Below are 15,276 nucleotides of genomic sequence, written 5' to 3' on the forward strand. Positions count from 1 at the left end.
CAAATTCAGGGTCATTTTGGAAAATAACAGCTGCTTTTGATAAAATACACCTAAATATTATAAGAACGTCATGCAGAGGCACAGCCAAAGCATCTCGCATGTTCATCAGGATTAGTAACCCTGCGTCACCACGCGAGATGCTTCGGCTGTGCCTCTGCATGATGTTCTGGTGGCAGCAACTGTCAGGGAAAATGCTCTGCTTTCATTCTCTCCCTACGGCGCTACCTTTGCGGCGTGAGAAACCGCTTTGCCTTCCAGCCATGGTATTTTTTGTTCTGGCTGGTTTTTTTTGTGGCCGCGAAGGCTATTTTTCTGGGTTACCACACGGCCAAAACGGCTGAGTTGTCGTGGGCTACCGTGGGGGGCATTTTTGGCTACGGACTGCGGCTGGATGCTTCCACAGCGGCGTATTTGTGTATTCTGCCGTTTGTGCTGCTGCTGGGGGGCAATTTGGCCGGTCCGCGCTTCCCCACCGACCGACTGATTCGCTTCTACACGGCCGTAATGGGCGTGGTGGTCAGTGCCTTTACCGTGGCCGATCTGGAGCTGTACCGCGCCTGGGGCTTCCGCCTCGATGCTACTCCCCTACAGTATATTGACTCACCTGCGGAAATGATGGCCTCGGCTGGCAGTGCGCCCGTGCTGCTACTGGGGGGCGTTTTTGGCGCTTTGCTGGTGCTGGGCTGGGTGTTATATAAAAAACTGGTGGGTCGTCTGCCAGCATTGCCGGCCGGCTTTGGGCGGCTGCGGGCGGCGCTGGTTAGTCTGCTGCTGTTGGCCCTGCTGGTGGTGCCCATGCGCGGCGGGGTGCAGCAAATTCCGATTAATCAGAGCGACGTGTATTTCTCCAGCCAGTCTTTTGCCAACCACGCGGCCGTAAACGTGCCCTGGAACGTGCTCAACTCGCTGATGCTCAAGAATACGGGCCCGAATCCGTACCAGTTCATGCCCGATTCTATAGCCCAGCGCATCGTAAAGCAGCTTTATGCGGCCCCGACTACCGCGACCGGGGCCGATTCGGGCAACAATATTCTGCGCACGCCTCGGCCTAACGTGCTGTTTATCATTCTGGAGAGCTTCACCGCAAAGTTTGTGGCCAGCACGGGCGGCGAGCGGGGCGTAACGACAACGTTGGACAGTCTGGCCCGCACGGGCGTGCTGTTTAAAAACGTGTACGCCAGCGGCGACCGAAGCCAGAAAGGCCTCGTGGCGCTGCTCAGCGGCTACCCCAACCAGCCCACGGGCAGCATTATTAAGGTGCCGCGCAAAACGGAGCGCCTGCCCCACCTGGCGCGCTCCTTCCAGCAGGCCGGCTACCGCAGCGCCTATTATTATGGGGGCGAGCTGGCCTTTGCCAACATGAAAAGCTACCTCGTGGCCGCCGGCTACGACCAACTCACCGAGCGCGCGGATTTTGCCCCCCAGGAGCAAAACTCCAAGTGGGGCGCCCACGACCACATCCTTTTCAACCGCATTCTCACCGATTTAAACCAAAGGCCCGCCACCCAACCTTTCTTCCTCACGGCCTTCACCCTCAGCAGCCACGAACCCTTCGATATTCCGATTCCGAAGAAATTTCCCGGCACCAATGAAACGGCGCTGTTTCGCAACTCCATTTATTACACCGACTGGGCCCTGGGCCGCTTTTTGCGCCAGGCCAGCCAGCAGCCGTGGTGGGACAATACGCTCGTGGTGCTGGTGGCAGACCACGGCCACCCGTTGCCCGGCAACTCCTCCAATGAAAGTCCGGCCAAGTTTCATATTCCACTGGTGCTGGCGGGCGGCGCGTTGCGGCCGGAAGCGCGGGGCCGCGTGGTTGCCAGCTTTGGAACTCAAACTGACGTTGCTACCACCTTATTGTCGCAGCTCAATCTGCCGACCCAGGAGTACGCTTGGGGCCGCGATTTGCTGCGGCCGGGGGGCAAATCTTTCGCGTTTTATAACTTCAACGATGGTTTTGGCATGCTCACGCCGGCCGGCGCCGTCACCTACGACCACGTCGCGCGGCGCGTGATTTCGCGGGGGGCGAAGGTACCCGAGGCGCAGGTGCAGCAAGGCCAGGCGTATCAGCAGGTATCGTTCGAGGATTATCTGCAGAAATAACGGCCTCGCCATGAAAAAGCTTTTGTTCGTTTATAATGCCGATGCAGGCTTAGCCAATGCCTTGCTGGATACGGCGCACAAAATCTTTTCGCCCCGCACCTACGCCTGCTCTCTGTGCGGCATCACCTACAGCCTCACCAGCATGCGGGCTGAATGGAAGGAATTTTTGCAGGCCTTGCCCGTAGAAGCTCGTTTCCTGCACCGCGACGAGTTTCAGCAGCAGTTCCCGGCACACAGCAAGCAGGAGTTGCCAGCTGTATTTTGGGAAAATGGCTCTCACGAATTGATTCCGTTGCTAACGGCCACTGAAATGGCTCCACTGAGTTTGCCAGAGCTAATGCAGCGCCTACAACAAGCAACACAAACTGCCTAATGTCGACGCTAAACCTCCAGAATAGCAGAACAATGTAGAAACGCAAAATATTGCGTCTCGTCGTTGCTGATGTTGTTTAGGTGGCGTGGTTCCAGTCGTTCAACCATGAGACGCAAAATATTGTGTCTCTACACCATTTGGGCAGGGTAGCTTCTGGTGGGGCATTTGGGCAATTGCATTGTGCATCAGTGCTAAAACCTGTGTTCCTTCGTACCTTTGCGGCTTCTTATGGAAACCAAGAAAGTTGCTTTTTATACGCTGGGCTGCAAGCTCAATTTCTCCGAGACGTCCGCCATTGGGCGGCAGTTTGAGGAGCGCGGCTTCCGCAAAGTCCCCTTCGAGGACGCGGCCGATATTTACGTCATCAACACCTGCTCCGTCACCGACCACGCCGACCGCAAGTGCCGGAAAGTGGTAAAAGAGGCTCTGAAGCACAATCCGGAGGCTTTCGTGACCATTGTGGGCTGCTATGCGCAGCTTAAGCCCCAGGAAATAGCCGAGATTCCAGGCGTGCATGCCGTGCTGGGCGCGGCCGAGAAGTTCCAGCTCGTGGATATTCTGGCCGGCTTCGAAAAAGCCCCCCAGACGCAGGTGTACGCCAGCCCCATCAGCGCCGCCACCGAGTTTCACGCCGCCCACTCCTTCGGTGACCGCACGCGCACGTTTCTGAAAGTGCAGGACGGCTGCGACTATTCCTGCTCGTTTTGCACCATTCCGCTGGCTCGCGGCAACAGTCGCTCCGGCAGCGTGCAGAGCGTGGTAGAGCGCGTGCAGGGTTTGGCGACTACTGGCGTAAAAGAAATTGTGCTCACCGGCGTAAACCTGGGCGACTTCGGTTTGCAGGGGGCAAATCGGGAGCGGCTGGAAAACTTTTACGATTTGGTGCAAGCGCTGGACAACGTGGATGGCATCAACCGCTTCCGCATCTCCAGCTGCGAGCCCAACCTGCTTACCGACGACGTGATTCGCTTTGTGGCGCAGTCGCGGCGGTTTATGCCGCACTTTCACATTCCGCTGCAAAGCGGCTCGGATAAGATTCTGGGATTGATGCGACGCCGTTACCGCCGCGCTCTCTACGCCGACCGGGTGCGCCTCATTAAGGAAGTAATGCCCCACGCCTGCATCGGCGTAGATGTAATCGTAGGTTTTCCGGGCGAAACGGAGGAGGATTTTTTGGAAACCTACCAGTTCCTGAACGATCTGGATATCAGCTACCTGCACGTTTTCCCTTATTCGGAGCGCGAAAATACCCTGGCGCCCACCCTGCCCGGCCGCGTGCAGGACCGCGTGCGCCACGAGCGTACCACGCAGCTGCGCAGCCTGTCGGAAAAGAAAAAACGTCATTTCTACGCTCAGCACGCAGGTCTGGAAGCGGAAGTCCTCTTCGAAGACGACGTGACCAATGGCGTAATGGAAGGCTTTACGCCCAACTACATCCGCGTAGCTGCCAAATACGACCCGCTAATGGTAGGCGAACTGAAGCGCCTACGGCTCACGGCAGTTAACCCACAAGGGCAAATGGAAGCAGAGGAAGTAGGCGTGTTTGCCTGATTCAGAATCGCGGATTCATCGGATTTTGGTGACGATTAATTACTACTACACTCACCACATTTATTGACCTAAAAAGCCCCCCGGAACTAATCTGGGGGCTTTTTTAGGTCAATCAAATCGTCTCCGAAATCCGGCGAATCCGCGATTTAGATGGCTTTACGCATCAAATCCAGCATCTGCTGCATCAGCCGCTGCTGCTCCTGCAGATGATGATTACGCATCTCGGCCATGGCCAGCTGGTGAGCCATTTGCTGCGTGTAAAGAGCAGTTTGCCAGCCGGGGTCTACGGGGTTTGGGGGTGTTGCTGCTGATGCAACTGCTGTGGGCGTTTCTGGCGTGGGTGGTAGCGCGGGAGCAGCGGCAACTGGAGCCGCTATCGGGGCGGCGACTTCGGCCTCGGGCGCAGTTGGGGTTTTAGGTGAAGAAATTTCGGCGGCGGGTTTTGCAATGGAAGCAGCCAGCGGGGCAGCGGCCGCAGCGGCTACGGGGGGCTTTTCTCTGGCTGGCGCCGGCTTGGCTGAGGCGGGTTCCATACGCGCAGAATCATGCGTTTCTTCCGCCTGCTCCGCCACCATTGGCCCCACACCCTGCAACAACCAGTCTTTTGATAGATTTGGATATACTTCAAATACCTTACACAAAAGGTCAAACCCCGGCTTATTTCGCTCATCTACCAAGTGCTGAATCACGGTAGCTGTCTTGTCGAGCGACGCAGCAAAGGCATTTTTAGAGATACCCAGGTAGGCGATAAATTGCGCAAAGCGCTGACCAACAGTTGCATTTTCAGCCATATTCAAAAGGTTGTTGCGTTATAATTCGCAAGATATAACCAAATGAATAAAAGCATCCTTTTTTACTTAAACTTTGCTGCATTATCTTCTTTCAACTTGAGGGGGATATTCAGTGCAGAATTAGGTGAGTAATACACTTCTTATTATAAAGATGATTAGCGAGCCTACGCGGACTGTGAGGATTTTTTACTAACAAAAGGCGGTCATGCAGAGGCGGAGCCGAAGCATCTCGCTTGCGGTCATGAGGTTACTAATCCTGCGTCAGCACGCGAGATGCTTCGGCTCCGCCTCTGCATGACCGTTTTTTTGTTTATTGTCTCTGCGCTCTGATTCGGTAGAGATGTGCAGAAGCTGAGCATTTTCTTCTTTGGTAAATTCTGAGGGGCAATTTTCTTATTTCAAATTCTGACTATCGCGACTTCTATAAAAGCCTGCTGTCAGTGCAGCGCTGCTCAACTATCGATCTTCATTTCAGCTTTTATACCGATGCTGGAACAGCAATGATAACGCGCTTCAAGGCCGTAACTCGCGTGGCACTTGTAAGTGCACAGTTCGTGTGGCGTGGCGGCCACAGGTAAGCTGGTGCGGATAACTAGGAGCAAGTTCGAAGCAAATTTCGACAGACAAGAGCCCGGTTTTGTCTTATGCAAACGCCCGCCTCCGGTATCCAGAGGCGGGCGTTTATTATTCAGTCAGGCTGGCGAAGCCAAGGCCTCCGCTCCTATTCGTAGCGTAGCGACTCAATCGGGTCGAGGCCGGCGGCTTTGCTGGCGGGGTAATAGCCCGAGGCCAGGCCAACACTTACGCAGATCACCAGGCCAATTATCATCCACAGCCAGGGCACCAAAAATTCCCCACCACCAGGAATAAAGAGCGAAATAGCATTGCCCCCAGCCACGCCCAGCACAATTCCCAGCGCGCCGCCCATCACGCAAATCACGATGGCTTCAATGAGGAACTGCTGGCGAATCTGCAGGGCTGTGGCGCCGAGAGCCTTCCGAATCCCGATTTCGCGGGTGCGCTCCGTCACCGATACCATCATGATATTCATGAGGGCGATGCTGGCGCCTAACAGCGTAATAAAGCCCACAATAAAGCCCCCCATCCGCAGGTTTCCCGACAAACTATCGAGGGTAGCCACAGCGGAGTCGCTGCGCTCCAGCTCAAATGAGTCTTCCTGCCCGAGCCGGTCGCCGCGCACGGCGCGCATGATGCCGGTAGCCTGGCCCATGATAAAATTCAGGTTGTCGGGGTCGGTGGTGGCGGTTTTGATGTCGAAAGTGAGGGCCCGCTGCCGGGGCAGCTGGTTGCCGGTAATCAGGGGGATGAGCACGAGCCGGTCGGCGCCGCCGCCCCCGCCCATGCCACTGCCGCTGGCTTCGAGCTGCCCGATTATCTGGAAGCGCTGGCCCAGAAAAAACACGTACTGATCGATGGCGGATTGATTGGGGAATAGCTTGTCCTTGATTTCGGTACCCACAATGGCCACATTGGCGCCCACCTCCAGCTCAGAGGGCGAAAACGAGCGCCCGGCCTCCAGGTTGTAGCTCTGAATGCGCAGGTAGTTCTCGTCGCCGGCTACCACCTGCATATTGGGGTTGGTTTTGAGGCCACCCGCTTTTACTTCGGTAGCGCCGGTGATGAAGGCGGAAATGCCCACCTGTGCATCGTCGCCGAGGCGCTCTTTGTACTGGCGGGCCTGTAAGTAGTTAATGGCCGGATAGGTACGCCCCTGCACGCCGCCGCGCCGAAAGCGGTTGTTGTAGCCCTTGGCCGTCATCTCAAAAGAATTGGCCCCCAGACTGGCAAACGTGTTGGTCAGCGACGACTTGATGGCGTCGATGGCGGTGAGAATGCCCACCAGCGACATAATGCCGATGCTCACGATAAGGGCCGTGAGCACGGTGCGCAGCAGGTTACTCTGGATGGAACGGAAAGCCTCGCGGATGTTTTCTAGCAAGTGCATAATAGCGGCCTGAGGGCGACAAGACGAAAAGAAGAAGACCGAGAAAAAACCTTTCAAATCGGCCTGTATTAGCTGGCAGCCTTGATTTGGGCCGATGCCTGGTGATGCAAGTTAGCCGGTTTTGGGCAGATTCCAGCCGGGTTTTGCTACCTTTAAATCATGGCTAAGCGCTGCCTTTTTTCGTTCTGTATCCGTCTTTGCCTGATTAATCGTTATCTGCCTATCCCGGTTATAGCCTGTATTGTGTCTGCTCACTCTTTGACTTCAAGCATCTGATGATCCTAAAACGCTTTTCGCTTCTTCTGTTGCTGGCGGCCCTGTGGCTGGGGGCTCCGCTGGCCGCCTGGGCCAACCAGATTCTGATTCCGATGGATGCGGCGCAGAAAGAGCACCTGAAAGCCTACGGCGCCACTTACTGGCTACTCAGCAAGCAGGTGGAGGTCGATTGGCTGCTCAACTATCGCGGGGGGGCTTTTTCCTGTGCCGTAGCGCCGGGCATTGAAAATGAGCTGACTGTGCGCGGAGTGAGCTTTCAGGTGATTTCTTCAGCTCAGTACGGCAGCATTTTGCAAGAAATAGCTGATCCTAATGCCAATATGGACATTATGAAGCTGGAGAAAGTGCCCAAAATCGCGGTGTACACGCCCAAGGATAAGCAGCCCTGGGACGACGCCGTGACTATGGTATTGGCTTACGCCGAAATTCCCTACACCCAGATTTACGACGACGAAGTGCTGCGCGGCGACCTGCCCAAGTACGACTGGCTGCACCTGCACCACGAAGATTTCACGGGTCAGTACGGCAAGTTTTATGCTTCTTACCGCAACCGCCCCTGGTATCAGCAGCAGCAGCGCGATTCGGAAGCGGCCGCCAAGCGCAACGGCTTCGCCAAAGTAAGCCAGATGAAGGGGGCCGTAACGGTGAAAATGCAGGAGTTTATTGCCGGCGGGGGCTTTTTGTTTGCCATGTGCTCGGCCACTGACTCCTATGATATTGCTTTGGCTGGCCTGGGCCTCGATATGGTAGAAAGCATGTACGATGGTGACCCCGCCGATCCTACGGCCCAGACTAAGCTCAACTTCAACCGCACGCTGGCTTTCAAGGACTTCCAGCTCGTGCGCGACCCATATCAGTACGAATACTCCAGCATCGACATGCAGCCCTACGAGCGCGGCGTGTACGAAGACAACGACTATTTTCAGCTCTTCACCTTCTCGGCCAAATATGACCCGGTGCCCACCATGCTCACCCAGAACCACGAGAAAACGGTGAAGGGTTTTATGGGCCAAACCACCGCTTTTCGTAAAAGCCTGGTGAAGTCCGACGTCATTGTGATGGGCGAAAACAAGCAGTCCAACGAGGTGCGCTACATGCATGGCACGCTGGGCAAAGGCACCTGGACTTTCTACGGCGGCCACGACCCCGAAGACTACCAGCACCTGGTGGAAGAGGAGCCCACCGACCTGGCCCTGCACCCTAACTCACCCGGTTACCGACTTATTTTGAACAACATCCTGTTTCCGGCCGCTAAGAAGAAAAAGCAGAAGACCTGAGAAACGTTGACCTAACACGCTGGGCGAAAACTCAAGCATCAAAAAAGCCCCCCAGAAAACTTCTGAGGGGCTTTTTTGATGCATTACGCTGCTACTACTTTGCGGTAGTAAGCTGGGCTGTTGGGGTAAGCTGCACAATTTGACGGGGCAGCGCCGGGATGTCTTCGTTCTTATAAGGGTCGATATCCAGCGTCAGCTGCACCAGTACGGGCTGCCCATTGGCCACCCCCGATACGATGAGCTGGTAGGCCATGCCGCCTGCATCCGTCATATAGCTTAGTTTAAAGCCTTTAGCCGGCTTGCCGGCTATGTAGCACTCAAAGGGCGCCATGTCGGTGCGCTTGTGCTCTCTCTTCATTTGCCTGGCAAATTCCTCTGGCGCCGTTTTCATGACTGCGTAATCCATGTAAATCCAAGTCATGTCGTATTTATCGCACTTTATCTGGTACGGGCTTGTGCTCGTGCAGCCCTCTGCAACTTCTAGATTCTGTCCACAAAAGTTAACCGAGGGCGTCGGCGTAGGAGGTGTGGCTGGTGCTGCTGTCTGACCAAAGGCCACGGATGAGCAAAACAACAAAACGAGAGTACAAATGCTTTTCATGGCTATAAATATGCGCATTATCCAGGTATCACAAAAATATTCAACTCAGTAACGCACAAACTACTGTCTGTCTTGACGTATCTGCTGAACTGACTTCAGTGAAATTTAATTTATTTCTACAAACAGTGTGCCTCTATATTTTCACATTCATCTTTCAGGTGTTTTGTAAGGTTGAGCCAGGCTCCACTGTACCCGCCGGAAGGCAAGCCGGCGCGAAAGCACAGGTTCTTTGCCGTATATTCATACACGAAACGAATTAGGCCGTATGGAGGACTTGGGGGGCAAATTTCGGAACCCTGCCTACACTTGCCCCTGATTTACGTTCGCCCCGACTACCCTTAACCCCGTCCGTATGGATCTTGATCATTCCAATTACGGCTTTTCGGCTAGCAAAGAAGAAGACCGCCTGCCCGAAGACCTCGCCAACCCCCTGCCCCGGGCGGTATTACGATTTAACTCCTATTCTCTCCTCGACGGCGAATGGCGCTTTGCCATCGACGAGGCCGACGCGGGCCTGCATGAAGGCTGGCACCTGGGCTACGACTACAAGCACACGGCCCAATGGCCGGGCTCCATCGAGGAGCACATGATAGAATCCAAAGAACACCCCCACTCCACTGGCTGGAACGATAAGATCGTAGCCTGGTATGAGCGTGAATTCACCCTGCCGGAGCTGGACGAGTCTTTGGAACAGTCGCGCACCATGCTCCAGCTGACGTTTGGGGCCTGCGGCTACGAAACACGGGTGTGGCTGAATGGCCGTTTGCTTCGCACCATTGAGGGCGAAGATGTGCACTACGGCGAGTACACGTCATTTTCTTACGAGCTGCGCCAGGAAAATCTGCACCTAGTGAATCGCCTTACCGTGCGCATTGCCGACACGATGGATGCCGAGACCCCACGCGGCAAGCAGGAGTCGCACGTGTATAAGCGCGGCGGTATCTGGTACCAAACCTACACCGGCGCGGTGCGCAGCGTATGGCTGGAAGTAGTTGAGCGCAACCGTCTTCGCTCCCGCGTGGGTGTAGTGAGCATAGTGGAAGACCAACTGGTCCGCTTCAATTTCACCACCCGTGTCCATGACCCCGGCTGCTATACCCTGCGCCTCAAGGTATTTGAGCGCGATATGGCCGACGACAGCACTCCGCTAGCTACCTCCGATTTTCCGTTGCGCTTAGAGGCCGGCCAGAAATCGCAGCGAGTGGTGCTGGAGCTGCCTGGCGCGAAGCTATGGTCAACCAGCTCGCCTCACCTGTATCGTATCGTGGCCCAGCTTATTGACTCTGAGCAGTACACGGCTCAAATTGAGACGTATTTCGGGCTGCGCAAAATAGAAGCCCGAGGTCGCTATGTGTACCTGAATAACCAGCCCATCTACCTCGATGGGATTCTGTACCAGCCGGGCACGGCCACTTACGAGGAAATGCGACGTCATATGTATGCGATGAAGGAGCTGGGCTGCAACCTGGTGCGCGTGCACATCGCCGGTGTCGATCCGCGTATCTATAACCTAGCCGATGAGCTGGGCTTGCTGCTTTGGGTGGAAGTACCTAGCCCGCACAGCTCTACCCCGCGCAGCCGCCAAAATCATCAGGCCGAGCTGCTGCGGATGGTGGCGTTGATTGAAACGCACCCTTCAGTCGTCATCTGGAGCTTGTATAATGAGGACTGGGGCGCACAGGATATTGCTACCAACCCCGAAACGCGGTCTTATATCGTTGATATGTACCACTATATGCAAATTGCGCACCCGCAGTTTCTGGTGGTTGATAACGATGGCTGGCACCACATTTCGCACACCGGCCGCCTGAAGTCCGACCTGCTCACGGCCCACCTCTACACGCCCGACCTGGACCGCTGGCGCGAGCTGCTCGACCGCCTTGTTGCGGGCGAAATGGAAGGCACAGCCGCCTTTCCGCTCGTCGTGGGCGACCCGTTTTTCTTCCGCCGCCAGGTACCACTCATCGTTAGTGAGTGGGGTGGTTTCGGCTTTCCCGACTACGGTGGCCCCAAAGACGCAAATGAGCGCACGGAGCGCATTCGCGATTTCAAACGCGAATTGCGCGCCCGCCCCATCGCCGGCGACGTGTATACCCAAGCTACCAACATTGAGGAGGAACGCAATGGCCTCATCGACGCGCAAACCGGTGAATTAAGTGTGCCACCGGGCCTGCTGGCTTCTCACTCAGAGGAACAAGAAGGTCAGCCTCAGCCTATTGAAAAACAGATTTCTTAAAAGGTATTTTAAGTTAACAGGAACGGCGCAGACGATAAGACGCAAGATTTTGCGTCTTATCGTCTGCGCCGTTTGGGTTCGTCGTTAGCGCCAATTGTACAACGGCGAGACGCAAAATGTTACGTCTCTACCGCGTTCTGTCACTTTAAGCCCTACTTCAAACAACTTCCTATCGCCACACCAAAAAAGCCCCCCAGAAGTTGTCTGGGGGGCTTTTTTGGTGGGTGTTTACTTTTTACCAGCTCATGAAGCTTTCAGCCGTAGTTACCGTAGCCGCATGCTAGTGCATGCGGTCGTCGCGCACGGGGAGGTTGGTTACGATTTCGCCTTCAATTTGCAGTAGCTCTTGCAAGCGTGCATCTACCTCCTGCTTGTCGCAATATTCCTTGGCAAGCTCCACGTAGCTGACGAAGTGCCCGGCTTCCGATACCATTAGCTCGTAGTAAAACTTCGATAGCTCGGGGTCCGGAATGTGTTTCCACAACAGCTTAAACCGCTCACAGCTACGGGCTTCTATCAGCGCGCTTACCAGCAGCTGATCCATCAGCTGCCGCTCACGGGCGCCGCCTTTGCGCACATGAGCCATGAGCTGCACCACGTACTCGTCGCGGCGCGGACGGCCTAGCTCGTGGCCGCGCTTGCGCAGTTCGTGCAGCACCCGCTCGAAGTGAGACCACTCCTCGGCTACCAGCTCAGTCAGCTCATCGACCAGCCGCGTTTTTTCGGGATACTTCACAATCAGGCTGATGCCCGTACTGGCCGCCTTCTGCTCACAATAAGCATGGTCGACGAGAATATCCTCAATGTTCTTGCTGGCAATATCCACCCAACGCGGGTCGGTATTGAGCTTGAGCTTGAGGATGGTTTTTTCTTTCGGCTCTTGTTCCACGGGATACATGGTTAAATGGTTGGGGGTTGAATGGCTGTTCGATTAGTAAGGCTGCCAGAACGAACAACCATTTAACCCCCAACCATTTAACCATTACTTCTAATCAAAAAACTGCCACTTCAGGCCCACTTCAAAGCGGCGGGGCAACCCGGTATAATAGGGCGTGGTGAAATAACCATTGCGGTGCAGGCCCTGGTTGAGATAAGCCATTTTCAGGAATACCGATACCGTCCGAATATCGATGTTCACGAAGGCATCGAGCAGGGAATAGCGCCGGATTCTGAACTGATCCTGCACGAAAAACTGCTGCGTACTGGGGCTATAATCGTAGGCCCGGAAGCGCGACTGGTAATAATACTCTGTTCCAATTTGGCCGAACAGCGCCTTTTTGAAGATGTAGCCTTGATAATACACCTTCGCGTTCGCCACCAGGCTGGGAATGCGTAGTCCTTCCTGGTCGCCGCCCAGCGTGTAGGTGCCCTGGTTGTCGGCAAAGAAGTTGCCGACCTGAAAGCGATGCCGCACCCCAACGATAACCAACTGCCGCTGCTCGGAGAGCTGGGCGGGCTCCGCTTGCTGGTTATAGTAAACGAGGCTCGAAATATTGGCCACTGCTACCGATGCTTGCAGCCGCTGCTTTCCCAGGGTCTGATCGAGGCGACCGGTAAGTTGATTGACGAAGGTATTTTCGAAACGACTGTAGTTGTTCCACACGTAATGGTTGCCGCTGAATTCGCGCTCCGTGAGCGTTGGGGCATAAGAAGCGCTGTAGAACTCGGCCGTAATTGGGCCGGTACGCGCGGCTGCTTTTCCCCAATACTCGGGTACGCGGCTCGCCTCGCCGGGCGCCGAAATGTCAGGCACTTTTATTTCTCCAGCGGCTTCCACCCCAAATATGCGGTACTTAAATGCCGCATTGCCCCCCAGAAATATCTGATTGAAGGTGCGTATAGGCACATTATCTTCCTGAACACTTTCCTCAATCTGGCTGCTGGCCGACAGGCGCGCCAAGCGGTGGCGGCCGTACAGCCGATATTCTACCAGCTTCGTGGCTCCCAGCACCCCTACGCTATTCTCGGCCTGCTCGAACGTCGCCCGATCATTCGTAACATTAGGGCTAAGGCGGGTGCGCGGGTAGTAAAGTGGGTCGGTGGGGCCGCGCGGAATGGCGTCGTCGTTGTAGCGATTGGTCTGGCGGCTTATGTCCATCACGTGGAAAGCCGTGAGACCTTTACCCAGCAGCCGATAGGTTTGGGCCAGATGGATACGGTCGCGGTCGTCGCGGTTTCTGGCTTGCGTTAGCCATACCCGCTCATCATCATACTCCAAAAGGTTTTGGGTCAGGATGCGGTTGTCGTCGCCGATATCTTCGGGCTGGGGTACGATACCGCCCTGCTCAATGGCTTCATGGCGGGCCGTATTCACGTTGAACAGCAAGTGATACCGGTCATCGGTGGTTTGATAGCGCACGAAAAAGAGCACGCCCGAGTGCTTGGTCAGGCCCTCAGAACCTACATCCGTAAAGATTTTATTTGAGGCAAACCGCTCGTAGGCGAAGCCCACATTGGCGTTGCGCTTAATGCTGCGGCTGTACGACAGCTCAAATACCTGCTCGCCGGTGCCGCCCTGCACAAAGCGAAAAAACGTGTAGGGCGAGCGAGTATCGTAGTACGGAATGGTGGCCGAGTTGCGCATGTACTTATCAAATACATTGCGGCCCAGACGCGCGCCCAGCTGGGTATTCGGCTCCCAAAGCAGACGGCGTGAGGCCGTGCCGCCGTTGCCCAGGTCCTGCTGAAATGTGCTGTCGTGGTACCAGTTGCGGGCCTGCTGCATCCCCACCAGGGTGGTATCTACCATGCGGCCCTCGTGCTTTTCGCGTAGCACATCGGCCTCCCGAATGACGAGGGTGGTTTTGGGACCGTACAGGGTTTTGGTAGTATCGTCGACGACCTGAGCCTGCGTGGTACGTGGGTCAAAAAAGCCCCCCAGCAGCAGCAGCAGCCCTGTAAGCCAGCGAGAAAGCCGGCTACCTGGCAGCGCATGGACAGATACCAAACAGTTGGGCACAGATGTAGAGAACAACGAGAACAGCGAAATGTCAGACAACAGCTTGGGGCTGAAAGTAGGGAGAAAGCAACTGCCGCAGCCGGGTGGCGTCATCGGCCAGAAACTGAACGGTAATTGGGATATAAAAAACAGGCAGCTGCACCACCGCCGCCCGCAAGGCAGGCTCCAGCAGGCGCACGGCATCCTTCTGGGTGGTAAAAACGCAGTGGCCCGGTTGTAATTGTGCCGCTACCGCAGCCACCTCAGCCGCCGTGAAAGCGTGGTGGTCATGGAAGCTGGCGTGGTGCCTGATACGGTAGCCGGCCGCCGCCAGATATGCCCGCAGCGGCTCGGGCTGCGCAATGCCGGTAAGCAGCACGATATCAATGCCGGGGGGCTTTTTTTGGCTGCCTACCGCTATGGGCTCGCCGTAGGTATAGGTTGAAAAAAGAACCGGCACATGAGGCCGAGCATAGCGCCGAACATTGCGGGTTATTTCTTCGCGCTCGGCTGGAGTCAGCTTCTCGCTGCACTTCGTAACTATCACGGCATCGGCGCGGTGGGCTCCGGCGCGGCTTTCGCGCAGACGCCCGGCGGGCAGCACATAGTCGGTATAGAACGGGCGCTGCTGCTCGGTAAGCAGAATGCTGAGCGTGGGGCGGACGCGGCGGTGCTGGTAGGCATCATCCAGTACCACAGTCGTCAGGTCAGGGCGAGTTGCCAGCAGTTGGGTTAAGCCCGCCCGCCTATCCTCGGCCACGGCCACCGGAATTTGCCCCCCAAAGTCCTGATAATGCTGCAACGGCTCGTCGCCGATGGCGGCGGCGGTGGCAGCAGCATCGGCTAGGCGGAAGCCCTTGGTACTACGCCCGTAGCCCCGACTCAAAATGGCAGGTTTTGCCCCCCAGGCTTGTAGCTCAGCCACCAGCCAAGCTACATGAGGCGTTTTGCCCGTGCCCCCCACGCGTAGGTTACCGACACTTATTACCGGGGTGTCAAAAGCAAAAGACGATTTCAAGCCTCTATCATACAACCAGTTGCGCACTGCCATCACCCCGGCATAAAGCCAGGCAAACGGGAGCAGCAGCAAGACCAAGAAAGGTGGCATGGAGAATAATAAAGCTTGGGGGGCAAAAGTACGCGGAAATGCAGAGTACGCCACTT

11 protein-coding genes are annotated in these 15,276 nt (G+C 55.9%); 5 read left to right on the forward strand and 6 right to left on the reverse strand.

Features of this window, described 5'->3' with window-relative positions:
- Window positions 1-234: 234 nt before the first annotated feature.
- From IEW06_RS16175 to mtaB, 3 genes are all read left to right on the forward strand, one after another.
- Window positions 235-2,103 carry an LTA synthase family protein gene (locus IEW06_RS16175; RefSeq protein ID WP_188548588.1) on the forward strand — a complete coding sequence of 623 codons (1,869 nt, stop codon included), beginning with the start codon at window positions 235-237 and terminating at the stop codon, window positions 2,101-2,103.
- 10 nt (window positions 2,104-2,113) lie between these two features.
- Window positions 2,114-2,476, forward strand: coding sequence for a hypothetical protein (locus IEW06_RS16180; protein WP_187731781.1), 363 nt, complete (start codon window positions 2,114-2,116; stop codon window positions 2,474-2,476).
- A 228-nt stretch (window positions 2,477-2,704) separates the two neighbouring features.
- Window positions 2,705-4,027 carry a tRNA (N(6)-L-threonylcarbamoyladenosine(37)-C(2))-methylthiotransferase MtaB gene (gene mtaB / locus IEW06_RS16185; protein WP_188548589.1) on the forward strand — a complete coding sequence of 441 codons (1,323 nt, stop codon included), beginning with the start codon at window positions 2,705-2,707 and terminating at the stop codon, window positions 4,025-4,027.
- A gap of 146 nt (window positions 4,028-4,173) precedes the next feature.
- On the opposite strand, the gene IEW06_RS16190 is transcribed toward mtaB, so the two are convergent.
- Window positions 4,174-4,818 carry a helix-turn-helix transcriptional regulator gene (locus IEW06_RS16190; RefSeq protein ID WP_187731780.1) on the reverse strand — a complete coding sequence of 215 codons (645 nt, stop codon included), beginning with the start codon at window positions 4,816-4,818 and terminating at the stop codon, window positions 4,174-4,176.
- 721 nt (window positions 4,819-5,539) lie between these two features.
- Complete coding sequence (locus tag IEW06_RS16195) at window positions 5,540-6,784, reverse strand: ABC transporter permease (protein WP_188548590.1); 1,245 nt, start codon at window positions 6,782-6,784, stop codon at window positions 5,540-5,542.
- Between the two features lie 275 nt (window positions 6,785-7,059).
- Between IEW06_RS16195 and IEW06_RS16200 the strand changes: the two genes are divergently transcribed.
- Window positions 7,060-8,337 carry an asparagine synthetase B gene (locus IEW06_RS16200; protein WP_373285380.1) on the forward strand — a complete coding sequence of 426 codons (1,278 nt, stop codon included), beginning with the start codon at window positions 7,060-7,062 and terminating at the stop codon, window positions 8,335-8,337.
- Window positions 8,338-8,431: 94 nt separating this feature from the next.
- Here IEW06_RS16200 and IEW06_RS16205 read toward each other — a convergent pair whose 3' ends face one another.
- A complete protein-coding gene (locus tag IEW06_RS16205; RefSeq protein ID WP_188548591.1) occupies window positions 8,432-8,695 on the reverse strand; it encodes a hypothetical protein in 264 nt (87 codons plus the stop codon).
- Between the two features lie 595 nt (window positions 8,696-9,290).
- Between IEW06_RS16205 and IEW06_RS16210 the strand changes: the two genes are divergently transcribed.
- On the forward strand, window positions 9,291-11,174 hold the full coding sequence (locus IEW06_RS16210) for a glycoside hydrolase family 2 protein (protein WP_187731778.1): 1,884 nt from the start codon (window positions 9,291-9,293) through the stop codon (window positions 11,172-11,174).
- A gap of 280 nt (window positions 11,175-11,454) precedes the next feature.
- Here IEW06_RS16210 and IEW06_RS16215 read toward each other — a convergent pair whose 3' ends face one another.
- The 3 genes from IEW06_RS16215 to lpxK form a co-directional block, all read right to left on the reverse strand.
- Window positions 11,455-12,072 (reverse strand): MiaE family protein, encoded by a 618-nt coding sequence (locus IEW06_RS16215; RefSeq protein ID WP_187731777.1) that lies wholly within the window; start codon window positions 12,070-12,072, stop codon window positions 11,455-11,457.
- A gap of 90 nt (window positions 12,073-12,162) precedes the next feature.
- On the reverse strand, window positions 12,163-14,172 hold the full coding sequence (locus IEW06_RS16220; protein WP_188548592.1) for a putative porin: 2,010 nt from the start codon (window positions 14,170-14,172) through the stop codon (window positions 12,163-12,165).
- The gene (gene lpxK, locus IEW06_RS16225) at window positions 14,165-15,220 is read right to left on the reverse strand and encodes a tetraacyldisaccharide 4'-kinase (RefSeq protein WP_187731775.1); all 1,056 of its coding nucleotides are present in this window, start codon (window positions 15,218-15,220) and stop codon (window positions 14,165-14,167) included. Before lpxK ends, IEW06_RS16220 begins: the two co-directional genes overlap by 8 nt.
- Window positions 15,221-15,276 lie beyond the last annotated feature (56 nt).

This window comes from Hymenobacter qilianensis, from assembly GCF_014638675.1.
GTDB classification, from domain to species: Bacteria; Bacteroidota; Bacteroidia; order Cytophagales; family Hymenobacteraceae; genus Hymenobacter; species Hymenobacter qilianensis.